Genomic DNA, 23,437 nt, shown 5'->3' on the forward strand with positions numbered 1-23,437 from the left:
TCCTAGTCGTCCGGGTCGTAGCCGAGGTTGGACGACAGCCAGCGCTCGGCCTCGGCGACGGTCCAGCCCTTGCGCCCGGCGTAGTCCTTGACCTGGTCGCGGGCGAGCCGGCCGACCACGAAGTACTGCGACTGCGGGTGGCTGAAGTACCAGCCCGACACCGCGGCCCCGGGCCACATCGCCATGCTCTCGGTCAGCTCGATGCCCGTCCGGGTCTGCACGTCGAGCAGCTCCCACAGGGTCTGCTTCTCGGTGTGCTCCGGACAGGCCGGGTAGCCGGGCGCCGGACGGATGCCTTGGTACTTCTCGGCGATCAGCGCCTCGTTGTCGAGGTCCTCGTCGGGCACGTGCCCCCAGAACTCGGTGCGGACCCGCTGGTGCAGCCGCTCGGCGAAGGCCTCCGCGAGCCGGTCCGCGAGCGACTCGAGCAGGATCGCCGAGTAGTCGTCGTTGGCCTTCTTGAAGTCCATGATCCGATCTTGGGCGCCCAGCCCCGCGGTCACGGCGAACGCGCCCACGTGGTCGGGCAGCCCGGTCTCGCGCGGCGCGACGAAGTCGCCGAGCGAGCGGTTCGGGACGCCGTCGCGGTGCTCGCCCTGCTGGCGCAGGTTGTGCAGCGTGGTGAGCACCTCGGAGCGGGACTCGTCGGTGTAGAGCTCGATGTCGTCGCCCACCGCGCTCGCGGGGAAGAAGCCGAACACGGCGTTCGCGGTCAGCCACTTCTCGGCGATGACCTTGTCGAGCATCGCCTGCGCGTCGTCGTACAGCGCCCGGGCGGTCTCACCGGTCGCCGGGTTGTGGAGGATGTCGGGGAACTTGCCCTTCATCTCCCATGCGTTGAAGAACGGCTGCCAGTCGATGTAGTCGCGCAGCTCGGCGAGGTCGTAGCCCTCGAGGACGTGGATGCCCGGCTCCTTGGGCGCCGGCGGCTCGTAGCCCTCCCAGTCGATCGGCGTGCGGTTGTCGCGCGCCTGCTGCAGCGTGACCATCGGGCGGTCGTGCTTGGCGGCGTGCCGCTCGCGCAGGGAGTCGTAGTCGGCCTTCACCTCGGCCATCAGCCGGGGCCGCTGGGCGTCGCTGAGCAGCGCGGCCAGCGTCGGCACCGAGCGCGAGGCGTCCTTGACCCAGATGACCGGACCGTCGTACTTGCCGTCGACCTTCACCGCGGTGTGCGCGCGGGAGGTGGTCGCGCCGCCGATCATCAGCGGGATCTCGAAGCCGCGCCGCTGCATCTCACCGGCCACGTGGACCATCTCGTCGAGCGAGGGCGTGATCAGGCCGGACAGGCCCACGGCGTCGGCGCCGATCTCGACCGCGGTGTCGAGGATCTTCTGGGCCGGGACCATCACGCCGAGGTCGACGACCTCGTAGTTGTTGCACTGCAGCACGACGCCGACGATGTTCTTGCCGATGTCGTGGACGTCGCCCTTGACCGTGGCCATCACGATCGTGCCGTTGGTGTCCTTGGCGGTGGCGTACTCCGGGTTGTCGAGCTTCTCCTGCTCGATGAACGGGATGAGGTAGGCGACGGCCTTCTTCATCACCCGCGCCGACTTCACCACCTGCGGGAGGAACATCTTGCCGGCGCCGAACAGGTCGCCGACGACGTTCATGCCGTCCATCAGCGGGCCCTCGATCACCTCGATCGGGCGGCCGCCCCGCGCGGCGATCTCCTGGCGCAGCTCCTCGGTGTCGCTCTCGGCGTAGGTGTCGATGCCCTTGACCAGCGCGTGGGTGATCCGCTCGCCGACCGGCAGGCTGCGCCACTCGGCGGCCTCGGCCTCGACGACGTCTCCCTGCTTGTTGTGCGCCTCGGCTATCTCGAGCAACCGCTCCGCGGCGTCCGGGCGGCGGTTGAGGATGACGTCCTCGATGCGCTCGCGCAGCTCGGCCTCGACCTGGTCGTAGACGACCAGCGCACCGGCGTTGACGATGCCCATGTCGAGCCCGGCCTCGATCGCGTGGTAGAGGAACACCGCGTGGATCGCCTCGCGGACGGGGTTGTTGCCCCGGAAGGAGAAGCTCACGTTGGAGATGCCGCCGGACACCTTGGCGCCGGGCAGGTTCTGCTTGATCCAGCGCGTCGCCTCGATGAAGTCGAGGCCGTACGACGCGTGCTCCTCGATGCCGGTCGCGACCGCGAACACGTTCGGGTCGAAGATGATGTCCTCGGGCGGGAACCCGACCTCGTCGACCAGGATCCGGTAGGCGCGCTCGCAGATCGCCTTGCGGCGCTCGAGGTTGTCGGCCTGGCCGTCCTCGTCGAAGGCCATGACGACCGCCGCAGCGCCGTACTTGCGGCACAGCCGGGCCTGCTCGCGGAACTTCTCCTCGCCCTCCTTCATGGAGATCGAGTTGACGATCGGCTTGCCCTGGACGTTCTTGAGGCCGGCCTCGATGACCTCCCACTTGGAGGAGTCGACCATCACCGGCACCCGGCTGATGTCGGGCTCGGACGCGACGAGCTTGAGGAAGCGGTCCATGGCCGCGACCCCGTCGATCATCCCCTCGTCCATGTTGACGTCGATGACCTGCGCGCCGTTCTCGACCTGCTGGGCGGCCACCGACAGCGCGGTGTCGTAGTCGCCGGCCTTGATCAGGTTGCGGAACTTGGCCGAGCCGGTGATGTTGGTGCGCTCGCCGACGTTGACGAACAGGCTGTCCTCGGTGAGCGTGAACGGCTCGAGGCCCGAGAGCCGCATGGCCGGGGCCAGGTCGTGGGTCTCGCGGGCCGCCTTGCCCTCGACCGCGGCCGCGATGGCCGCGATGTGCGCCGGCGTGGTGCCGCAGCAGCCGCCGACCAGGTTGACGTAGCCCGCCTCGGCGAACTCGCGGATGATCGCTGCGGTCTCCTCGGGTGCCTCGTCGTACTCGCCGAACGCGTTGGGCAGCCCGGCGTTGGGGTAGCAGGAGACGAAGGAGTCCGCGATCCGCGACATCTCCGCGATGTAGGGCCGCATCTCCTTGGCGCCCAGCGCGCAGTTGAGCCCCACCGCGATCGGGTCGACGTGCCGGATCGAGTCCCAGAACGCCTCGGTCACCTGGCCGGACAGCGTGCGCCCGGAGGCGTCGGTGATGGTGCCCGAGACGATGACCGGCCAGCGGCGCCCGCAGTCCTCGAAGACCGTCTCGACGGCGAAGATCGCCGCCTTGGCGTTGAGGGTGTCGAAGATCGTCTCGATGAAGAGCAGGTCGGCGCCGCCGTCGAGCAGCCCGCGGGTGGCGTCGGAGTACGCCGCGACGAGCTGGTCGAAGCTGATGTTGCGGGCGGCGGGGTCGTTGACGTCGGGCGAGATGGACGCGGTGCGCGTCGTCGGGCCCAGCGCACCGGCGACGTAGCGCGGCCGGTCGGGGGTGGTCGCCTCGTCGGCGGCCCGCCGCGCCAGGCGGGCCGACTCGTGGTTGAGCTCGTAGGCGAGCTCCTCCATGCCGTAGTCGGCGAGCGAGACCGCGGTCGCGTTGAACGTGTTGGTCTCGATGATGTCCGCGCCGGCGTCGAGGTACTCGCGGTGGATCCCGGCGATGATCTCGGGCTGGGTCAGCGTCAGCAGGTCGTTGTTGCCCTGGAGGTCGGTGGGCCAGTCGGCGAACCGCTCGCCGCGGTAGCCCTCCTCCGAGGGCCGGTCACGCTGGATCGCGGTGCCCATGGCGCCGTCGATGACCAGGATCCGCTCACGGAGCGCCGCGGTCAGCGCCTCCGTGGCGTCGGGGCGCCATGCGTGCTGGTCGGTCACGGTGCCTCCTCTCGCTCCGGTCGGCAGGTACAACGGCCTCGCGGGCGTTGGGTGACAAGCCTAGGAACAGCGTCCACGGGCTGGACGCCATTCCCGCATGGTGGCACCGCGCCGAGTCGCGGCCCGAATTGGCGAGCCACACCAGGCAGCCTCCTAGACTCGCTGTGTGATTCAGCTCGAGGAGGTCGAGGGTCTCGTCGACCCGGTCGTCGTCGCCGCGTTCGAGGGCTGGAACGACGCCGCGGACGCCGCCTCGTCGGCCGTCGACCACCTGATGCGGGTGTGGAACGCGCGGGTCGTGGGCGCGATCGACCCCGACGAGTTCTACGACTTCCAGGTCAACCGGCCCCTGGTCGGCACCGACCCGGCCGGGCACCGGCAGATCACCTGGCCGGGGACGACGCTGGCGATCGCGTCGCCGCCCGACCTCGACCGCGACATCATCCTGCTGCGCGGGATCGAGCCGAACATGAAGTGGCGGCAGTTCTGCGCCGAGCTGCTCGCGGCCTGCGACGACCTCGGCGGCCAGCTCGTCGTCACGCTGGGGGCGCTGCTCGCCGACACTCCCCACACCCGGCCGATCCCGGTCTCGGGCACGGCCACCGAGCCCGAGCTGGTCGACCGGCTCAAGCTCGAACAGTCGACGTACGAAGGACCGACCGGCATCGTCGGCGTGCTCCAGGACGCGTGCTCCAAGCTCGACATCCCGGCGGTGTCCTACTGGGCGGCGGTGCCGCACTACGTCGCGCAGCCGCCCTGCCCCAAGGCCACGCTGGCCCTGCTCGGGCAGCTCGAGGACCTGCTGGAGGCCAGCATCCCGCTCGGTGACCTGCCCGAGGACGCCCGCGCCTGGGAGCGCGGCGTCGACGAGCTCGCCGAGGAGGACGAGGACGTCGCCGACTACGTCCGCTCGCTCGAGGAGACCCGCGACACCACCGAGCTGCCCGAGGCCTCCGGCGAGGCCATCGCCCGGGAGTTCGAGCGCTACCTCAAGCGGCGTCAGGGCGGGGAGTAGCCGCGGGGCAGTTTCACCGGGTACCCGGTGAAACTGGCGCTGCCCGCACGGAACTCCATCAGGTCAGCGGGAGTTTCTTCGGGTACCCGGTGAATCCTGTGACCCGTGGGGCTCATGAGACCTACAGCGCCAAGCCCAGCGCGGCGTCCAGCAGCGCGTGGATGGTCAGCGCGGCGTCCTCGTCGGAGGTGTCGGCGAGGCCGGTGGTGCCGAGGGTCGCGTCGACCCAGGCCTGCACGGCCGCGACGGCTCGCGGGGCGTCGAGGTCGTCGGCCAGGGCGGCCAGCACCTCGGTGACGACCGGCCCGGCGGGGGCGCCGGCGCCGAGGGAGAGGGCCCGCCGCCAGTCCGCGAGCGTGTCGACGGCGTCCCAGAGGTCGCTGTCGAGCCACTCCCAGTCGGAGCGGAAGTGGTGGCGCAGGAGCACCAGCCGGATCGCCATCGGGTCGACGTCGCTGTTGCGGAGCGCGGAGACGAAGACCAGGTTGCCCTTCGACTTCGACATCTTCTCGCCGTCGTAGGCCACCATCCCGGCGTGGCTGTAGACCTTCGCGAACGGCCCCGACGGGTCGGCGACCTGCGCGTGGCCGGCGCACATCTCGTGGTGCGGGAAGACGAGGTCGCTGCCGCCGCCCTGCACGTCGAACGCGACGCCGAGGTGCTCGCGGGCGATGGCCGCGCACTCGATGTGCCAGCCGGGCCGGCCCGGGCCGAGCGGGCTGTCCCAGTGCGGCTCGCCGTCGCGCGGCCCGCGCCACACCACGCAGTCGAGCGGGTCCTTCTTCCCGGGCCGCTCGGGGTCGCCGCCGCGCTCGGGGTAGATCTCCAGCATCGCGTCGCGGTCGAAGCCAGACTCCTGGCCGAACGCCGGGTCCGCGGTCACCGAGAAGTAGAGGTCGTCGTCGACGCGGTAGACCGAGCCGGACTCCTGCAGCCGCTCGATGAGGCCCACCGCGAGCGGGATCGACTCGACCGCGCCGATGAAGTGGTCCGGCGGCAGCACCCGTAGGGCTTGCATGTCCTGGCGGAACAGCTCGGTCTCGCGCTCGGCCAGCTCGGTCCAGTCGACGTTGACCTTGGTGGCCCGCTCCAGCAGCGGGTCGTCGACGTCGGTGACGTTCTCGACGAAGACCACCTCGTGGCCGGCGTTGCGCCAGGCGCGGTTGAGCAGGTCGAAGGCGACGTAGGTCGCCGCGTGGCCCATGTGCGTGGCGTCGTAGGGCGTGATGCCGCAGACGTAGAGCCGCGCCGGGCCGTCCGGAGCAGTCGTGACCTTGGCGCCCGTCGCGGTGTCGAAGAGCGCCACCGGAGGTCCCGTGACCGGGAGCTGGGGCACCTCGGGGGCCGGCCATGCACGCATGCGGGAAGCCTAAAGGTGACGTGTGCAGCTTCCAGCATTGGCTGCGGAAGGTTTCGACCCGGCTGCGCGGTCAGAACGGCGGCCAGGGGATCGCCGGGTAGGACCCTCGCGGGGCCGGCATCACGGCCCGGTCGACCAGCCGCCGGCAGCGCGCCGCCAGGGCGTCGAGCTCGGCGTCGGTGAGGTGGGCCGACAGCAGGTCGCCCAGGGCACCCGACAGCTCCTTGCCGACGCGCAGCACCGCGGCCAGGTCGTCCTCGGGCACGGGCTCTCCGAGCCAGCCCCACAGGACGGTGCGCAGCTTGTGCTCCTCGTGGAAGGTGACTCCGTGGTCGACACCGAAGCGGTGCCCGTCGGCCATCTCCAGCACGTGCCCGCCCTTGCGGTCGGCGTTGTTGACCACCACGTCGAAGACCGCCATCCGTCGCAGCGGCTCGGAGTCCTCGTGGACGAGCGACACTGGCAGGTCGCGACCGTCCACGCCGTCGAAGACGTGCTTCCACCCGGGCGGCGTAGCGCCCTCCTCGACCAGCGTCACGGCCTCCTGGTCGGGGTCCGGCTCCTGCCAGACCTGCACCATGCCGGGGCCGTGCGGGCCGTCGCGCAGCCAGGTCGGCGGGACGACCTCCCAGCCGAGCGCCTCGGAGACGTGCCGGGCGGCCACCTCGCGGTCCGCGAGCGTGCCGTTCGGGAAGTCCCACAGCGGCCGCTCCCCCGCGACCGGCTTGTAGACGACCTTGACGTCTCCGATCTGGCCCAGGAACGTCGCGTTGGACGCCGGCATGATCCGGCCGTGGAGCACCAGCTCGCCCTGCTCGAGCTCGGCGGTCGGAGCGCTCATCTCCGGCGGCTCACGACACCCCGGGGTCTCGCCGCCGGAAGCCGTTGGCGCGGACGCACAGGTGCCCCTCGGGGTCGATCGGGTTGCCGCAGAACGGGCAGGTCGGCCGGCCGGCCTCGAGCACCTGGGCCGCGCGCTTGACAAAGGCGCGGGCGCTGCCGGCGTCGATCCGGACCAGGAACACCTCGTCGGGCTCGGGCTCGGTGAGCTCCTCGTCGAGCTGGTCGGGGCTGACCACCGCCGCCTCGGTGTAGGGGAAGACCTCGATGACGACCCGCTCGTCGTCGGGGTCCCACGACAGCGTCATCGTGCCGGCGCGGAACTCCTCCTCGATCGGCTGCTCCAGCGGGTCGGAGTCCTCCAGCCCGAGCGGCGCGACGGCAGGGATCACCGACTGGGTGCTGTCGCTGGACATCACCTCGTCGAGCAGCTGGTCGATCCGCTCGCTGAGCGCCGCGACCTGCTGCTTCTCGAGGGAGACGCTGGTGATGCGGGCGCCGCTGCGCGCCTGGAGGAAGAACGTGCGCTGCCCGGGCTCGCCCACGGTGCCGGTGACGAAGCGCTCCGGCGGGTCGAATCCGTGGATCAGCGGCATGACATCACCTTAGGCACGCTTCCTAGGCGGGCGCGCCCGGCCCCGCACCCCCGCCCACCGCCGCGTCGTCGGCCTTCTTGCGGCGGCGCGCCGGCTTCGCCGGGGGCTTGAGCCACGACAGGTCGCCGGCGTGCGTGTTGGTCGCGAGCACGTAGGGACGGGTGGCGGTGTAGCGCACGATCGAGACCGATGCGGGATCGACCTGGAGCCGCTGGAACAGGTCGAGGTGCATCCCCAGGGCGTCCGCCAGGACCGACTTGATGATGTCGCCGTGGCTGACCGCGACCCAGACCGCGCCGGCACCGTGCTCGGCCTCGTACAGCGCGTCGAGGCGGCGTACGGCGGCGACCGAGCGGGCCTGCATCGCCGCCATCGACTCGCCGTCCGGGAACGCCGCCGCGGACGGCTGGGTCTGCACCGTCTTCCAGAGCGGCTCCTTGGCCAGCTCGCGCAGCGACCGGCCCTGCCAGGCGCCGTAGTCGCACTCGGTGATGCCCCGCTCGGTGGCGGTGGCCGGCGTCCCGTCCTGGGCCCGGAGGATCGCCCTCGCGGTCTGCCGGCAGCGCTCGAGCGGGCTGGTCACGACGGCGGCGAGCGGGACGGCGGCGAGCCGCTCGGCGGTCCGGGCCGCCTGGGCCGCACCGGTGTCGTCGAGCCGCACGCCCGCCGTCCGGCCGGCGAGGACACCGGCGGTGTTGGCGGTCGTGCGGCCGTGCCGGACGAGGATCACGGTTGCCACGCAGAGGAGCGTAGGCCGCCCCACCCGACGACCTACGGGGGCTACCGTCCCTCTTGTGATCGTCGACAGCGCGCTCTACCGCAAGGGCCAGCGCGTGGAGGTCGACTGCTTCCCCCACGAGTTCGACAAGCTGCGGGCCGAGGCGGCCGACGACGGCGACTTCGTCTGGGTCGGCCTCTACAAGCCCAGCGAAGGCGAGCTCGCCGACGTCGCGGAGGCGTTCGGGCTGCACCGGCTGGCGGTCGAGGACGCGCTCAAGGCGCACCAGCGACCCAAGCTCGAGCGCTACGGCGACAGCCTGTTCCTCACCCTCAAGACGCTCTGGTACGTCGACGAGGAGGACGCCGTCGAGACCGGCGAGATCAACCTGTTCGCCGGACGCGACTTCGTGGTCACGGTCCGGCACGGCCGCGGCTCGGAGCTGCACTCCGCCCGCTCGCGGCTCGAGGGGCAGGAGGCGGTGCTGACCCACGGTCCGTCCGCGGTGATCTACGCCGTCTGCGACACCGCCGTCGACGGCTACTCCGACGTCGTCGACGAGCTGCAGGTCGACGTCGACGAGATCGAGAGCTCGGTCTTCTCCCCCGCCCGCACCGACGACTCGTCGCGGATCTACGTGCTCAAGCGCGAGATCGCCGAGGTGCGCCGGGCGGTGCTGCCGCTGCGCGAGCCGATGCGCAAGCTCGCCGACGGGCTGGTGCCCGGCGTCGAGCGGGAGGCCGGGCCGTTCTTCCGCGACGTGCTCGACCACCTCAACCTGGCCGTCGAGGTCGTCGACAGCCTCGACTCGCTGCTGTCGACGGCGTTCGACGCGCACCTGGCGCGGATCACCGTGCAGCAGAACGACGACATGCGGAAGATCTCCGCGGGCGTCGCGCTCGCGGCCGCGCCGACGTTGATCGCCGGCGTCTACGGCATGAACTTCGACCACATGCCCGAGCTGGGCTGGCGGGTGGGCTACCCGCTCGCGGTGCTGCTGATGGTCGCGATCTCCGGCGGGCTGTGGGTGCTGTTCAAGAGGTCCGGCTGGCTGTAGGCCGGGCTCACGTCGGTGACATCACGCCCGAGCTCAGCAGCACCAGCAGCAGGACGCCGAGGCCGACGCGGTAGGGCACGAACCACGCGATCGAGTGGTGCGCGACGAAGCGCAGCAGCCAGGCGATCGACGCGTAGGCGACGACGAACGCGACCACCACCCCGACGACCGCCTCACCGACGCCGATGTCGCCGGAGAACGCGTCGCCGAGCTCGTAGATGCCCGCGGCCAGCAGGGCCGGGATCGACATGAAGAAGCTGAGCTTCGTGGCGGTGACCCGGTCGAGGCCCCGGAACAGGCCGACGGAGATCGTCGCGCCGGAGCGCGAGATGCCTGGCACCAGCGCGACCGCCTGCGCGAGGCCGATCGTGACGGCGTCCTTCACGCCGAGGTCGCGCTCGGGCCGGTCCTGGCGCGCGAACCGCTCCGCGGCGTACATCACCAGGCTCCAGGCGATCAGCGCGATCGCGACCACCCACAGGGACCGCAGGTCTCCGGTGATGAGGTCCTTGGCGAGCAGGCCGACCACGCCGACCGGGATGGTCGCGATGATGACGTACCACCCCATGCGATGGTCGAGGTGGCCGCGGTACTCCGACTTCACCAGCCCCAGGGTCCAGGCCCTGATGATGTTCCAGATGTCGCGGGCGAAGTAGACGATCACCGCGGCGATCGCGCCCATCTGGATGACCGCGGTGTAGCCCGTGACCGCGGGGTCGTCGACCTCGAGCCCGAGCAGCTTCTCGGCGATGGTCAGGTGGCCGGTGCTCGAGACGGGCAGGAACTCGGTCAGCCCCTCGACCACGCCGAGAACCACGGCGTCGAAGTAGTCCACGCGACGCAGCGTACGGAAGCGGATCGAGCCCGGGTCGCTGCCGCCCCGATTGCCACAGGGCGGCTACGGTGTGCCTCGTGCAGCAGAGGTCCCTGGGTCGCTCCGGCCTCCTGGTCTCGCGGCTCGGCCTGGGGCTGATGACCTGGGGCAACCAGACCGACGAGCACGAGGCACGCGAGCAGCTGACCGCGTTCCTCGACGCCGGCGGCACCCTGCTCGACACCGCGCACACCTACGCCGGCGGCGCGTCGGAGGAGCTGCTCGGCAAGCTGCTCGCCGGGGGCGTCCCGCGCAGCGACGTCGTGCTCGCGACCAAGGCCGGCGTCGGCACCCGCCGGGGTGCCCGGGTCATGGACACCTCGCGCGGCTACCTCCTGAGCTGCCTCGACCTGTCGCTGAAGCGGCTCGGGGTCGACTCGGTGGACCTCTGGCAGGTCCACGTCTGGTCGGACGGGACGCCGGTCGAGGAGACGCTCTCGGCGCTCGACACCGCGGTCTCCACCGGCCGGGCGGCGTACGTCGGCGTCTCGAACTGGTCCGGCTGGCGCACCGCGCAGGCCGCCACCTGGCAGCGGGCGGTGCCGGGCCGGGCGCCGCTGGTCTCGACGCAGGTCGAGTACTCCCTGCTCAACCGCGGCATCGAGCACGAGGTGGCGCCCGCGTCCATCGAGCTCGGCCTCGGCATCCTGCCGTGGTCGCCGCTGGGCCGCGGCGTGCTCACCGGCAAGTACCGCACCGGCACCCCCGCCGACTCCCGTGGCGCGTCCGACATGTCCCAGTGGGTCGACAGCTACCGCGACGAGTCGTCCTCGGCGATCGTCGAGGCGGTCGTGAAGGCGGCCGACGGGCTGGGCTGGAAGCCGCTCGAGGTCGCGCTGGCCTGGGTCCGCGACCAGCCGGGTGTCACCGCGCCGATCGTCGGCGCCCGCACCTCGGCCCAGCTCCGGCAGGCCCTCGCGGTCGAGGACAAGACCCTGCCGCCCGAGCTGATGGACGCCCTCGACGACGTCTCGGCGGAGCGCAGGTGAGCGCGGTGCGCAGCCAGGTCAACAGGCTGAGCCGGGGCGTCGAGTGGGAGTTCGACAAGGTGACCTTCTCCCGCGAGTTCCCGCGCACCGTGGTCACCAAGCTGCTCGTCGAGCGAGCCGAGCACGGCGGGTGGGAGCTCGACCGGGTGCGCATCACCGCCGACGGCACGCGGCGCGTCGTGCTGCGCCGCAAGATCATCCGGGCAGTGCGCACCGCCTGAGGCGCTCCCCGGGGCGTCAGATCTCGTCCAAGAACCGGTCCATCACCCGCACGCCGAACTCCAGCGCGTCCGTCGGCACCCGCTCGTCGACGCCGTGGAAGAGCGCGGTGAAGTCGAGGTCGGCCGGCAGCCGCAGCGGCGCGAAGCCGTAGGACCGCATCCCGAGCTTGCGGAAGTGCTTGGCGTCGGTGCCGCCGCTCATGAGGTACGGCGCGACGATCGCGTCGGGGTCCTCGGCCAGGAGACTGCGGTGCATGGCGTCGACCACGTCGCCGTCGTACGGCGTCTCCCACGGCTCCTGGTTGGAGAGGTAGCTGACGTCGATGCCGTCGCCGATGAGCTCCTTCAGGGTGTCGAAGAACTCCTCCTCGTAGCCGGGCAGCGAGCGGGCGTCGACGTGGGCCACGGCCTCGGTCGGGATGACGTTGACCTTGTAGCCGGCCGAGAGCATCGTCGGGTTGACGGTGTTGCTGATCACCGCGCCGAGCATCCGGGTGGCGCCGCCGAACTCCTCGACCAGCGCGCGGGCGTTCTCCGGGGTGACCTCGGTGCCGGCGAGCTCGGCGACGGTGCCGAGCAGCACCTCCATCGTCGGGGTCAGCCGGATCGGCCACTGGTGGGCGCCGAGGCGGGCCACCGCCGCACTGAGGCGTGCGACGGCGTTGTCGTCGTTGATCATCGAGCCATGGCCGGCCCGGCCGCGCGCGGTGAGCCGCATCCAGGCCATGCCCTTCTCGGCGGCCTCGATGAGGTAGATCCGCCTGCCCCGGACGGTCGTGCTGAAGCCGCCCACCTCCCCGACCGCGTCGGTGACCCCCTCGAACTCGTCGCGGTGCTCGTTGATCAGCACCTCGGCGCCGCGGTGCCCGCCGGCCTCCTCGTCGGCGGTGAAGCACAGGGTGATCGGCCTGGTCGGCACCCGGCCCTCGCGCTGGCGCCGGCGTACGACGGCCAGGAGCATCGCGTCGAAGTCCTTCATGTCGACCGCGCCCCGGCCCCAGAGGTAGCCGTCCTCGACCTCGCCGGAGAACGGGTCGAGCCGCCAGTCGCTCGCCTCCGCCGGCACCACGTCGAGGTGGCCGTGCAGCAGCAGGCCATCGCCCTGGTCGCCGCCCCACCGCGCCATCACCGACGTGCGACCGGGGTCGGACTCGTAGAGCCGGGCCTCGATGCCGACCTCGTCGAGCAGCCCGGCGACGTACTCCGCCGCCTTCCGCTCCCCCGGCCCGGAGTCGTCGCCGAAGTTGGAGGTGTCGATCCGGATCAGCTCGCGACACAGGTCCACGACCTCGGACTCCGCCGGGCTGTCCTGTCCGTCCTGGGCCATGTGCCGAGCATGTCACGCGCCCCGTGGGCGGGCACCTCCCGCACGCACCGGCGATGCGGGACCGGGGGTGTTGCTTTGCTATCGTTCCGGTCGCACTCGTCCGGGTGGCGGAATTGGCAGACGCGCTAGCTTGAGGTGCTAGTGCCCTTTATCGGGCGTGGGGGTTCAAGTCCCCCCTCGGACACCAGAACGGCCCGTTCTCAGCGGAAGTCTCAGCGGGAAGTCTCAGCGGAAGTCGCGCGACTGCGCCCGCGCCTGCAGCACCGCGCCGGCACCCGGCACCACGGTGTCGATGCCCTCGACCCGGTCGGCGATCAGGTTGGTCGCGCCCTCCTCGCGCTCGAGGATGCCGCGCACGACGACCGCGACCCGGTTGCGGGCGGCCTGCCGGTGCGCCCGCATGACGCCGACCGAGCAGACGACGTTGAGCATGCCGGTCTCGTCCTCGAGGTTGAGGAACGTCGTGCCTTGGGCGGTGCCGGGGCGCTGGCGGTGCGTCACGAGGCCGGCGACGTGGACGCGGCGGTTGGGCTCGGCCTGCTGGAGGTCGCTGACCGACTTGATGCCGGCGCGCGTGAGCTCGTCGCGCAGGTGCTCGACCGGATGCCGCTCGGGTGAGATCCGGGTCGCCCACAGGTCGGCGAGGGTCAGCTCGACGTCGGTCATCGCGGGCAGGGGCGGGGGCGCGGGGGCGGGCGTGGACCCCGCGAGGTGGTCGGGGCGCTCGGCCGCGCCGGCCGCCCACAGCGCCTGGCGACGGTCGAGGCCGAAGGAGTCGAAGGCCCCGGCCGTGGCCAGCGCCTCCAGCTGTGCCGAGGTCAGGCTCGCGCGCCGGGAGAGGTCGGTGACGTCGGCGAACGGCGCCTCCTGCCGCGCGTCGACGATCCGCTCGGCCACCTCGAGGCCGATGCCGCGCACGGAGTCGAGGCCGAGGCGGACGGCGTGCCGCCCGTCGCGCCGGTGCGTGAGCGTGGGGTCGGGGCTGTCGGCCTGCCACTCGGTGCGCTCGAAATGGGGCTGCAGGCACGCGTCGAGGCCGGTCGCGGCCGGGGCGGTCGCGTCGTCCACGACCTCGAGGTCGGCCTTGGCTGCGGAGCGGACCAGGTCGGGGCGGCGCACGACGACCCCGTGCCGGCGCGCGTCGGCGACCAGTGACTGCGGGGAGTAGAAGCCCATCGGCTGGTTGCGCAGCAGGCCTGCGAGGAATGCCGCCGGGTAGTGCAGCTTGAACCACGAGCTGGCGTAGACGAGCAGGGCGAAGGACAGCGCGTGCGACTCGGCGAAGCCGAAGTTGGCGAACGAGAGGATCTTGACGTAGATCGCGTCGGCGGCGTCGCCCACCAGGCCGCGGCGGGCCATACCGGCGTACAGCTTCTCCTTGATCGACTCGATCCGCTCGACGCCGCGCTTGGAACCCATCGCCCGGCGCAGCAGGTCGGCGTCGTCCCTCGTGCAGTCACCGAGCGCGACGGCCATCGCCATCAGCTGCTCCTGGAACAGCGGCACGCCGCGGGTCCGCTCGAGCACGGGGATCAGGTCGGGATGCTCGTAGGTCACCGGCTCGACCCCGGTGGCCCGCCGCACGTAGGGGTGCACGGCGCCGCCCTGGATCGGCCCGGGCCGGATCAGCGCGATCTCGATCGCCAGGTCGTAGAACTCGCGCGGCCGCAGACGCGGAAGAGTGCCGATCTGGGCCCTGCTCTCGACCTGGAAGACCCCGACCGAGTCGGCCCGGCAGAGCATGTCGTAGACGGCCGGCTCCTCCTTGGGCATGGTCGCGAGGTCCCACGACTCCCCCGTGTGCTCGGCGGTGAGCTTCATCATGTGGTCGAGTGCGCCGAGCATCCCGAGGCCGAGCAGGTCGAACTTCACCAGACCCATCGCCTCGCAGGCGTCCTTGTCCCACTGCAGGACGGTCCGCTTGTCCATCCGCGCTCTCTCGATCGGGCACACCTCGCCGATCGGCCGCTCGGTGAGCACCATGCCGCCGGAGTGGATGCCGAGGTGCCTGGGCGCTCCCATCAGCTGCTCGGCGAGCGCCACGACGGGGGCAGGGACGTCGTGGGCGGTCGTGTCGCCCTGGTCGCCGGTCACCACGGCGTGCCAGCCGTCGATCTGCTTGGACCAGGCGTCCTGCTGGCCCTGGGAGTGCCCGAGCGCCTTGGCCGCGTCGCGCACCGCCATCCGCGGCCGGTAGGTGATCACGTTGGCGACCTGGGCCGCGTTGTGGCGGCCGTAGGTGTCGTAGACCCACTGGATGACCTCCTCGCGGCGGTCGGAGTCGAAGTCGACGTCGATGTCGGGCTCCTCGTCGCGGTGCGCGGAGATGAACCGCTCGAAGGGCAGCCGGTAGAAGACGGCGTCGACCGCGGTGATGCCGAGGGCGTAGCAGATCGCGGAGCTCGCCGCCGACCCGCGGCCCTGGCACAGGATCCCCTGGCCGCGGGCGAAGTCGACGATGTCGTGGACGATGACGAAGTAGCCGGAGAAGTCCTTCTCGGCCACCACCCGGAGCTCGTGCTCGATCCGCTCCCGCGCCGTCTCGGCGTGGGGCAGCCCGGCGTAGCGCTCCTCGAAGCCCCGCCACACGAGCTCGCGCAGCCACGAGTCGGCGGTGTGGCCCTCGGGGATGCGGTGCTTCGGCAGCCGCGGCGAGGCCTTGAGCAGGTCGAACGCCAGCTCGTCGGCGAGCTCGACGCTGCGCGGGACGGCGTCGGACCAACGACGCAGCGCCCGGGCGACCTCGGCACCGCTGCGCAGGTGGGCCGTGCCCGACAGGTCGAGCCAGCCGTCCATGTCGGCGAGGCTGCGTCGGGCGCGGACGGCGGACATCGCCGAGGCCAGCCGCGCCGACTCCGGGGTCGCGTGGTGCACGTTGCCGGCGGCGAGGACCGGCAGGCCGTGGTCTCGCGCCAGGCCGGCCAGCAGGCGGTTGGTCTCGTCGGCGGCCGGGTGCGGGCTCGGCGACAGCTCGACGACGACGTGGTCGATGCCGAACAGCCTGGTCAGCCGGTCGAGCTCCTCGGCCGCAGCCCGCGGACCTCCAGCGGCGAGCGCCGTGCGGACCGTGCCCTTGCGGCAGCCGGTGAGCGCCACCCAGTGACCCCGGCCGCGGTCTGCGAGCTCGTCGAGGTCGTAGACCGGCCGGCCCTTCTCGTCGCCGCGCAGGTGCGCCGACGTCATCGCGGCGGCCAGCCGGTGGTAGCCCTCGACGCCACGGGCGAGCAGGAGCAGATGACCGCCCTCGGGGTCGGGCACGCCGTTCTGCGGACCGCTGAGCCCCAGCGAGAGCTCGGCGCCGTAGACGGTGCGCAGCGGCGCGGCCGGGTAGGCGGCCGCCGCCTCGGCGAGCATCGGCGCACCGTGGAAGCCGTCGTGGTCGGTGATCGCGAGGGCGTGCAGCCCCAGCCGGACCGCCTCGTCGACCAGCTGGGCGGGCGACGACGCGCCGTCGAGGAAGCTGTAGTGGCTGTGGCAGTGCAGCTCGGCGTACGGCGTGCGGTCGGCGAGCGTCGCCGGCACCGCGCCCCGCGGCTCGGCGCGCCGTCGCTTGCGCCGGGAGACGGGCGCGTCGTCGGCGCCCGGCAGGCCGGTGAGGCGGCGCTCGAGCTCCTTCCACGACATCGCGGGGTTGTTCCAGCCCATCAGTCGCCGCCCATCAGTCGTAGCCCGCCTCGACCCGCCAGCCCTCGGGGCCGCAGCGCAGCAGCCAGGCGCGACCGTCGGTGCCGACCACCTGGAACCGGGACGCGCGGCCGCTCCCACCCGACCACCACGACTCGTCGACCGGCCACGGCCCCGCCCAGGCGGCCACCGGCTGCCAGGCCTCGTCGACGCGGAACCGGGTCGGCTCGCCGGTGACCGCGCCGCGCTCGGTCACCGCCACCGCCCGGCCGACGTCATCGCGCACCTCGGTGGCAAGCGGGTCGGCGAAGACCCGGCAGGGTGCGGGGCCGGGGATGCGACCTGGCCACGGCCGGTCGCGCGGACGCAAGCCGGTCGCGCGCTCACCCCAGGGCACCGCTGTCTGCCGGTCGGCCGGGCCGCGACCGCCCTGGAGCACCGGCCTGGTGACCGCGTCGAACCCCACCATCGCCTGGACCCGCGCCACGCCGCGCTCGACCAGCTCCTCGCCGGCGCCGCCCCACAGCCCGTCGCTGTGCGCAGCGGCCGGCTCGAGGACCTCGGGCACGAAGCGCACGCGCTCGACGGGGGCGCGCACCGCACCCGGGTCGCGCCGCGAACGGAGCGAGGAGCTGCCCTGGAGCTGCCAGTGGACCCGGTCGACCAGGTCGCGGACGGAGAAGTAGCGGGGGTGCAGCCAGGTGCGCGACGACGCGACCGCGCCGTCGTGCTCGGCCTCGATGCGGACCCCCGTCGCCACCAGCTGCCGCGAGCCGAGCTCGGTGACCAGCCGCTCCGCGGTGGTGCGGACGCTGAAGCAGATCGCCTCGACCGAGTCGAGCGGCGGCTCGAAGGCGATCTCGGCGGTGAGATCGGGTGGGGGCGTGCGCGCGGCCAGATGGGTGGGCGACTCCCCCCGCGCCTGCCGCCAGACCCGGGCGCCGTAGCGGCCGAAGCGGTCCTGGACCGCGTCGAGCGGCAACCCGGCGAGGTCGCCCAGCGTGCGCAGGCCCAGCCGCCGCAGCAGGCTGACCGCCTCGCGCCCCTCGGCGCCGTCGGCCTCCAGCACCTCGACAGGCAGCTCGCGGAGGTAGGCCGCCGACCCCCCGGCCGCCACGACCTCGCACTCCTGCGCCCGCGCGCGCCGCGCGGCCTGCTCGGCGGTGAACAGGTCGTCGGCGATGCCGAGCCGGCAGTCACGCACCCCCGCCTCGACGAGGGTCTCGGCCAGCACGGCGGCGGCGTTGGCCTCGCCGCCGAACCACCGGCCCGGCGCCCGCACGGCCAGCAGCCCGGGACGCAGCGACGCGACGCCGGGCCGCAGCGCCTCGACCGTCTCGAGGACGGGCTCGAAGTGGCGCACGTCGCGGTCGGGGTTGGCCTCGAGCAGGACCAGCTCGGGGCAGCGCGCCTGAGCGTCGCGCCGGCGCTGGCCGCGCCGGACGCCGTCGGCCCGGGCGGGGGCGTTGCACACCTCGACCACACCTGCCGCCAGCACCGCGGCCGGCTCGGCCGGCGACCGCTCTGCCTCGCTCAGCGCCGCGACGACCGACCAGTCGGGGCACCAGACGACCAGGATCCTCATCCGGACGCCTGCCAGGAGGTGTCGAGGACGCGCTCGGCGGGCGGCGCGAGCAGGCTCAGCGAGCCGGACTCGCCCGGGAAGGCGAGGTCGGCCCGCACCGGCGGCGCTGCTCCGCGGCGTACGGCGATCCGCGCGTGCCGGGCGCGCAGCCGGCCCTGGCCGCGGTCGGGGCCGCTCCAGCGCACGTCCTCGAGGCCGAGGCGGGCCTCGCACCGCGGCCAGTCGCCCCACACCACCAGCACCGACGACCGCTTGCGCAGCCGCGCGTCGAGCACGCCGGCCGAGCGCGCGTCGACCCGCGCCGGCGGGCGCAGCACGACGACCCGCAGCACGTCGACCAGCGCCGCGGTCACCTCGAGCCAGTGCTCGCCGACGTCGGGCACCAGGACCGTCCGGCTCAGCTCGATGCCGAGGCCGGCCGCCGCCTCGGCCCCGAAGTCGGGCCACCCGGCGAACCCGACCCACTCCCCCGCCTCGGAGGCGCCGGCGGCGAGGGCGAGTCCGAGCGAGGCCGAGTCGACGCCGTAGGTGCCGCCGGTGCGCAGGGACACCAGCCCGGACAGCGCGGGCAGCACCGGCACGGGTAGCCTCGCCGGCCCGCCCTCCATCGCGGTGACCCGGTCGCGCAGCTGGTCGAGGACCGGACGCTCCGGGTCCAGGGCCGCGGTGGGGGTCATCCACCCAGTTTCGAACACGTGTTCGAACGCGTCAAGCCGGGATCATCACTTGAATCGTTCAAGAAAATCCGGTTGAGTGCTCGCGTGATCCCGCCCGCGCCGCACCTCGAGCACGAGCTGCGCGAGGCCGGTCTCCGGGTGACCCAGCAGCGGGTCGCGGTGCTCGACGCCGTGCGCCGGCTGCCCCACGCCGACACCGAGTCGCTCATCACCGCCGTGCGCACCGAGACCGGCGAGATCAGCCACCAGGCCGTTTACGACGTCCTCAGGGTGCTCACCGAGGCCGGGCTGGTCCGCAAGATCCAGCCGCTCGGCACCGTCGCCCGCTACGAGTCGCGGGTGGGTGACAACCACCACCACGTGGTGTGCCGCGGCTGCGGCGCCATCGCCGACGTCGACTGCGCCGTGGGCGACACCCCGTGCCTGACCGCGTCCGACGCCGGCGGCTTCGTGATCGACGAGGCCGAGGTCATCTACTGGGGCCGCTGCCCCGCCTGCACCTCCGCACGGCCCGTCCTGACCGCCCCCTGAACGCCCACTGAAACGTCCACAGCAGCGCCCTTCCGGAAAGGTTGCACCATGAGCGACACGCAGGACCCCCAAGGCACCGACCGCAAGGACGGAGCTCCCGGCGAGCACGGCGGGGCCACCGCCCAGGGCAGCGAGAGCGAGAACCCGGGGATGCCCTCCCCCGAGCCCAAGGCGCACCGTCCCCACACCATCCAGGACTGGTGGCCCGACCAGCTCGACCTCAAGGTCCTTCACGCCCACTCGCCGGCCGGCAACCCGCTCGGCGACGACTTCGACTACGCAGCGGAGTTCGCGAAGCTCGACATCGACGAGCTGACGAACGACGTCAAGCAGGTCCTCAACACCTCCCAGGACTGGTGGCCGGCCGACTTCGGCCACTACGGCGGCCTGATGATCCGGATGAGCTGGCACGCCGCCGGCACCTACCGCATCGCCGACGGGCGCGGCGGCGCCGGCGACGGCGCGCAGCGGTTCGCCCCGCTCAACAGCTGGCCCGACAACGCCAACCTCGACAAGGCGCGCCGGCTGCTCTGGCCGGTCAAGCAGAAGCACGGGCAGAAGATCTCGTGGGCCGACCTCCTGGTCTTCGCCGGCAACGTCGCGCTCGAGGACATGGGCTTCGAGACCTTCGGCTTCGGCTTCGGCCGGCGCGACGTCTGGGAGCCCGAGGAGGTCTTCTGGGGTCCCGAGGACACCTGGCTCGGCGACGAGCGCTACAGCGGTGAGCGCGAGCTCGCCGACACCCTCGGCGCGGTCCAGATGGGCCTCATCTACGTCAACCCGGAGGGTCCCAACGGCGAGCCCGACCCCGTGAAGTCCGCGCGCGACATCCGCGAGACGTTCGCCCGGATGGCGATGAACGACGAGGAGACCTTCGCGCTGATCGCGGGCGGTCACACCTTCGGCAAGACCCACGGCGCGGCGCCGGCCGACGACTACGTCGGCCGCGAGCCCGAGGGCTGCCCGGTCACCGGCCAGGGCCTCGGCTGGCGCAGCACCTACGGCACCGGCAAGGGCGCGGACACGATCACCAGCGGCCTCGAGGTGACCTGGACCGACACCCCGACGAGGTGGGACAACCGCTTCCTCGAGCTGCTCTTCGGCCACGAGTGGGAGCTGACCAAGAGCCCCGCCGGTGCCTGGCAGTGGGAGGCCAAGGACGCCGAGGCGATCGTGCCCGACCCCGACGGCACGCCCAACAAGCGCAAGCCCACGATGCTCACCAGCGACCTGGCGCTGCGCCAGGACCCGGCCTACGAGGCCATCGGGCGCCGGTTCCTCGACGACCCCGACGCGTTCCGCCTGGCCTTCGCCAAGGCCTGGTACAAGCTGCTGCACCGCGACATGGGCCCCGTCGAGCGCTACCTCGGCCCCTACGTGGCCGAGCCGCAGCTGTGGCAGGACCCCGTGCCGGCCGCCGAGGGCCAGCCGGTCTCGGAGTCCGACGTCGCCGACCTCAAGGCGAAGGTGCTCGACACCGGCCTGAGCGTGGCGCAGCTGGTCCGCACCGCGTGGGCCTCGGCAGCGTCGTTCCGCACCACCGACAAGCGCGGCGGCGCGAACGGCGCCCGCATCCGCCTCGAGCCGCAGCGCAGCTGGGCGTCCAACGACCCGGCCGAGCTGAGCGCCGTGCTCGACGCGCTCGAGAAGGTCCGGCAGGAGTTCAACGCCGCCGGCGGCGCGCAGGTCTCGCTGGCCGACCTCATCGTCCTCGCGGGCGGCGCGGCGGTCGAGAAGGCCGCGCGCGACGCCGGCCACGACGTCACGGTGCCGTTCACCCCGGGCCGCACCGACGCCTCGCAGGAGGACACCGACGTCGACTCGTTCGCGGTGCTCGAGCCGCGGGCCGACGGCTTCCGCAACTACCTGCGCGGCGGCGAGAAGCTCCAGCCCGAGACCCTCCTCGTCGACCGGGCCTACCTGCTCGAGCTCTCCGCGCCGGAGATGACCGTGCTCGTGGGCGGCATGCGGGCCCTGGGAGCCAACCTCGGCGACTCGCCCCACGGCGTGCTCACCGAGCGTCCCGGCGTGCTGACGAACGACTTCTTCGTCAACCTGCTGGCGCCCGGCACCGAGTGGAAGGACTCCGAGTCCACGCCCGACGTCTACGAGATCCGCGACCTCGCCACCGGCGACGTGCGGTGGACGGCCACCGGCGTCGACCTGGTCTTCGGGTCCAACAGCCAGCTGCGGGCGCTGTCCGAGGTCTACGCCAGCGCCGACGCGGGCTCGAAGTTCGTCGACGACTTCGTGCGGGCGTGGACCAAGGTCATGGAGCTCGACCGGTTCGACCTGCACCCCTGAGTCGACCTGGCACCGACCGTCGGGGGTGGTCCGCTGTGCGGGCCGCCCCCGCGGCCGTCCAGGGGAGGATGGACACGTGACCTTCCGCATCGGCTTCGTCACCGGCGCGATGCCGGACCGCTGGGCCGACACCTGGCGAAAGCGGCGCAGGGAGCCGATCGAGCTGGTGCCGCTCAGCGAGGCCGAGCAGGAGCGCGCGCTCCGCGACGGCAGCGTCGACATGGCCATCGTCCGGTTGCCGGTCGACCGCGACGGCCTGCACCTGGTGCACCTCTACGACGAGAGGCCCGTGGCCGTGATGGGCACCGAGCACCTGCTCACGCTGGCCGACGAGGTCACCACCGACGACCTGGCCGACGAGCAGCTGGTGATCCCCGAGCGGACGGGCTGGCGGCCCCGCGCGGAGCAGCTGGCGTGGCCGCCCATGAGCGAGAAGGACGCCGTCGAGACGGTCGCCGCCGGCACCGGCGTGGCGGTGATGCCGATGTCGGTGGCCCGGCTCCACCACCGCCGCGACGCGACGTACCGCGTCGTCAGCGACCTGCCCGACTCCCCTGTCGGCCTGGCCTGGCTGGTCGAGAACGACGGCGAGCTCCCGCAGGCCTTCGTCGGCATCGTCCGCGGCCGCCGCGAGGGCAGCACGCGGGGCTGATCACCCGAGGCTGGTCACCCACGCCGACCTTCACGTCGAGGAATCGCTCGTGGGGTGGATGCTAGTCGCGTGTCCCTCGTCGACCCCGGTGACGCCGGAGCCCTGACCGACTCGCTGCGAGCCGGGTTCGCGGACCACTACGGAGAGCCGCCGACCGTCGTCGGACGCGCGCCCGGCCGCGTGAACCTGATCGGTGAGCACACGGACTACAACGCCGGGCTGGTGCTGCCGGTCGCCCTCCCGCACGCGACGTACGCCGCCGCGCGGGCCCGCGGCGACGACCTCGTCAGGGTCGCCAGCCGTCAGCAGGACGAGGCCTGGGAGGGCAGCCTCGGCGAGCTCGGGCCCGACGCCGTCGCCGGGTGGGCCGGCTACGCCGCCGGGGTCGTCTGGACGCTGCGCGAGGCCGGCCACGACGTGCCGGGCGTGGACCTGCTCGTGGACAGCCGGGTGCCCGTGGGGTCGGGGCTGTCGTCCTCGGCGGCCCTGGAGTGCTCGGTCGGCATCGCGCTGCTGTCGCTCGTGGGCGCGGACCCCGTCGAGCACGCACACACGCTCATGGACGCGGCCATCCGCGCCGAGACGGAGGTGGTCGGCGCGCCCACGGGCGGCATGGACCAGACCGTCGCGGTGCACGCCTCGGAGGGCGCCGCGCTGCTCATCGACTTCGAGTCCGACGAGCGGACCGTCGTCCCGCTCGACCTCGCCGGCCACACGCTGCTGGTGACCGACACCAGGGTCAGCCACGCGCTCACCGACGGCGGCTACGGCGCCCGTCGCGCCGACTGCGAGGCCGCGGCGCGCGAGCTCGGGGTGCCCAGCCTGCGGCGGGCGGACCTCGAGGGCGTCGAGGCGCTCGGCGACGAGCGGGTCCGGCGGCGCGCGAGGCACGTCGTCACCGAGATCGCCCGGGTGCCGCAGACCGTGGCAGCCCTGCGGGACTCGCGGTGGGACGAGGTCGGCAGCATCTTCGACGCGTCGCACCGCTCGATGCGCGACGACTTCGAGATCTCCTGCCCCGAGCTCGACTGCGCGGTGGCGATCGCGGTCCAGGCCGGCGCGGTGGCCGCCCGGATGACCGGCGGGGGCTTCGGCGGGTCCAGCGTCGCGGTGGTGCCCGACGAGCGAGTGGACGCGGTCGTCCGCGCCGTCGACGCGGCGTTCGTGCTGGAGGGGTTCCGCGCGCCGCAGCACCTGAGGGCGGTGCCGTCCGGCGGCGCGAGCGTCGAAGGCTGATCCGCGAGCGAGGTTGAGTCGGCTGCGGGACGCCCAGGAGTCGCAGTCGGTGGGCACCCGCCTCGACCAGGCCCGGTGGACAAGATCCTCGCCGACC

Annotated in this window: 18 protein-coding genes and 1 tRNA gene; 9 read left to right on the forward strand and 10 right to left on the reverse strand. The window is 72.7% G+C overall.

What is annotated here, in order from left to right:
• Nucleotides 1-2: 2 nt before the first annotated feature.
• The gene (metH, locus tag G514_RS0113265; RefSeq protein WP_245582223.1) at nucleotides 3-3,647 is read right to left on the reverse strand and encodes a methionine synthase; all 3,645 of its coding nucleotides are present in this window, start codon (nucleotides 3,645-3,647) and stop codon (nucleotides 3-5) included.
• A gap of 253 nt (nucleotides 3,648-3,900) precedes the next feature.
• Between metH and G514_RS0113270 the strand changes: the two genes are divergently transcribed.
• Nucleotides 3,901-4,749: a PAC2 family protein gene (locus tag G514_RS0113270; protein ID WP_028652141.1), complete on the forward strand. Its 849-nt coding sequence runs from the start codon at nucleotides 3,901-3,903 to the stop codon at nucleotides 4,747-4,749.
• Between the two features lie 121 nt (nucleotides 4,750-4,870).
• Here the strand turns inward: G514_RS0113270 and mshC are convergent, their stop codons facing one another.
• The 4 genes from mshC to G514_RS0113290 all read right to left on the reverse strand — a co-directional run bounded on the left by mshC (nucleotide 4,871) and on the right by G514_RS0113290 (nucleotide 8,284).
• The gene (gene mshC / locus G514_RS0113275; RefSeq protein ID WP_028652142.1) at nucleotides 4,871-6,109 is read right to left on the reverse strand and encodes a cysteine--1-D-myo-inosityl 2-amino-2-deoxy-alpha-D-glucopyranoside ligase; all 1,239 of its coding nucleotides are present in this window, start codon (nucleotides 6,107-6,109) and stop codon (nucleotides 4,871-4,873) included.
• 70 nt (nucleotides 6,110-6,179) lie between these two features.
• Complete coding sequence (locus G514_RS0113280; protein ID WP_028652143.1) at nucleotides 6,180-6,950, reverse strand: SCO1664 family protein; 771 nt, start codon at nucleotides 6,948-6,950, stop codon at nucleotides 6,180-6,182.
• Nucleotides 6,951-6,960: 10 nt separating this feature from the next.
• Entirely contained in the window at nucleotides 6,961-7,545 is a 585-nt protein-coding gene (locus G514_RS0113285) for a DUF3090 domain-containing protein (protein ID WP_028652144.1), read from the reverse strand.
• 22 nt (nucleotides 7,546-7,567) lie between these two features.
• Nucleotides 7,568-8,284 carry a histidine phosphatase family protein gene (locus G514_RS0113290; protein WP_028652145.1) on the reverse strand — a complete coding sequence of 239 codons (717 nt, stop codon included), beginning with the start codon at nucleotides 8,282-8,284 and terminating at the stop codon, nucleotides 7,568-7,570.
• A gap of 55 nt (nucleotides 8,285-8,339) precedes the next feature.
• Here G514_RS0113290 and corA point away from each other — a divergent pair, with 55 nt between their 5' ends.
• Nucleotides 8,340-9,320, forward strand: coding sequence for a magnesium/cobalt transporter CorA (gene corA / locus G514_RS0113295; RefSeq protein WP_028652146.1), 981 nt, complete (start codon nucleotides 8,340-8,342; stop codon nucleotides 9,318-9,320).
• 7 nt (nucleotides 9,321-9,327) lie between these two features.
• Here corA and G514_RS0113300 read toward each other — a convergent pair whose 3' ends face one another.
• A complete protein-coding gene (locus G514_RS0113300; RefSeq protein ID WP_028652147.1) occupies nucleotides 9,328-10,155 on the reverse strand; it encodes an undecaprenyl-diphosphate phosphatase in 828 nt (275 codons plus the stop codon).
• Between the two features lie 77 nt (nucleotides 10,156-10,232).
• Between G514_RS0113300 and G514_RS0113305 the strand changes: the two genes are divergently transcribed.
• Nucleotides 10,233-11,183 carry an aldo/keto reductase gene (locus G514_RS0113305; RefSeq protein ID WP_028652148.1) on the forward strand — a complete coding sequence of 317 codons (951 nt, stop codon included), beginning with the start codon at nucleotides 10,233-10,235 and terminating at the stop codon, nucleotides 11,181-11,183.
• A gap of 5 nt (nucleotides 11,184-11,188) precedes the next feature.
• On the forward strand, nucleotides 11,189-11,404 hold the full coding sequence (locus tag G514_RS0113310) for a DUF5703 family protein (protein WP_211222156.1): 216 nt from the start codon (nucleotides 11,189-11,191) through the stop codon (nucleotides 11,402-11,404).
• Between the two features lie 16 nt (nucleotides 11,405-11,420).
• On the opposite strand, the gene G514_RS0113315 is transcribed toward G514_RS0113310, so the two are convergent.
• The gene (locus tag G514_RS0113315) at nucleotides 11,421-12,731 is read right to left on the reverse strand and encodes a M20/M25/M40 family metallo-hydrolase (RefSeq protein ID WP_028652150.1); all 1,311 of its coding nucleotides are present in this window, start codon (nucleotides 12,729-12,731) and stop codon (nucleotides 11,421-11,423) included.
• A gap of 98 nt (nucleotides 12,732-12,829) precedes the next feature.
• Here G514_RS0113315 and G514_RS0113320 point away from each other — a divergent pair.
• Nucleotides 12,830-12,918: transfer RNA gene (locus tag G514_RS0113320), tRNA-Leu, on the forward strand.
• A 38-nt stretch (nucleotides 12,919-12,956) separates the two neighbouring features.
• On the opposite strand, the gene G514_RS0113325 is transcribed toward G514_RS0113320, so the two are convergent.
• Genes G514_RS0113325 through G514_RS26660 form a run of 3 tightly spaced genes read right to left on the reverse strand, consistent with a single transcriptional unit; the run spans nucleotide 12,957 to nucleotide 18,617 of the window.
• Nucleotides 12,957-16,376, reverse strand: a complete 3,420-nt coding sequence (locus G514_RS0113325; protein ID WP_028652151.1) for an error-prone DNA polymerase — start codon at nucleotides 16,374-16,376, stop codon at nucleotides 12,957-12,959.
• A gap of 13 nt (nucleotides 16,377-16,389) precedes the next feature.
• A complete protein-coding gene (locus G514_RS0113330; RefSeq protein ID WP_028652152.1) occupies nucleotides 16,390-17,940 on the reverse strand; it encodes a DNA polymerase Y family protein in 1,551 nt (516 codons plus the stop codon).
• Nucleotides 17,937-18,617 (reverse strand): hypothetical protein, encoded by a 681-nt coding sequence (locus G514_RS26660; RefSeq protein ID WP_051247431.1) that lies wholly within the window; start codon nucleotides 18,615-18,617, stop codon nucleotides 17,937-17,939. Before G514_RS26660 ends, G514_RS0113330 begins: the two co-directional genes overlap by 4 nt.
• Nucleotides 18,618-18,701: 84 nt before the next feature.
• Here G514_RS26660 and G514_RS0113340 point away from each other — a divergent pair, with 84 nt between their 5' ends.
• From G514_RS0113340 to galK, 4 genes are all read left to right on the forward strand, one after another.
• Nucleotides 18,702-19,148, forward strand: coding sequence for a Fur family transcriptional regulator (locus tag G514_RS0113340; protein WP_281167619.1), 447 nt, complete (start codon nucleotides 18,702-18,704; stop codon nucleotides 19,146-19,148).
• 48 nt (nucleotides 19,149-19,196) lie between these two features.
• Complete coding sequence (gene katG, locus G514_RS0113345; protein WP_028652154.1) at nucleotides 19,197-21,452, forward strand: catalase/peroxidase HPI; 2,256 nt, start codon at nucleotides 19,197-19,199, stop codon at nucleotides 21,450-21,452.
• 76 nt (nucleotides 21,453-21,528) lie between these two features.
• On the forward strand, nucleotides 21,529-22,104 hold the full coding sequence (locus G514_RS0113350) for a LysR family substrate-binding domain-containing protein (RefSeq protein WP_028652155.1): 576 nt from the start codon (nucleotides 21,529-21,531) through the stop codon (nucleotides 22,102-22,104).
• A 69-nt stretch (nucleotides 22,105-22,173) separates the two neighbouring features.
• A complete protein-coding gene (galK, locus tag G514_RS0113355; protein WP_084152087.1) occupies nucleotides 22,174-23,340 on the forward strand; it encodes a galactokinase in 1,167 nt (388 codons plus the stop codon).
• The last annotated feature ends 97 nt before the right edge of the window (nucleotides 23,341-23,437 follow it).

The organism is Nocardioides halotolerans DSM 19273 (genome assembly GCF_000422805.1).
Taxonomy (GTDB): Bacteria; Actinomycetota; Actinomycetes; order Propionibacteriales; family Nocardioidaceae; genus Nocardioides; species Nocardioides halotolerans.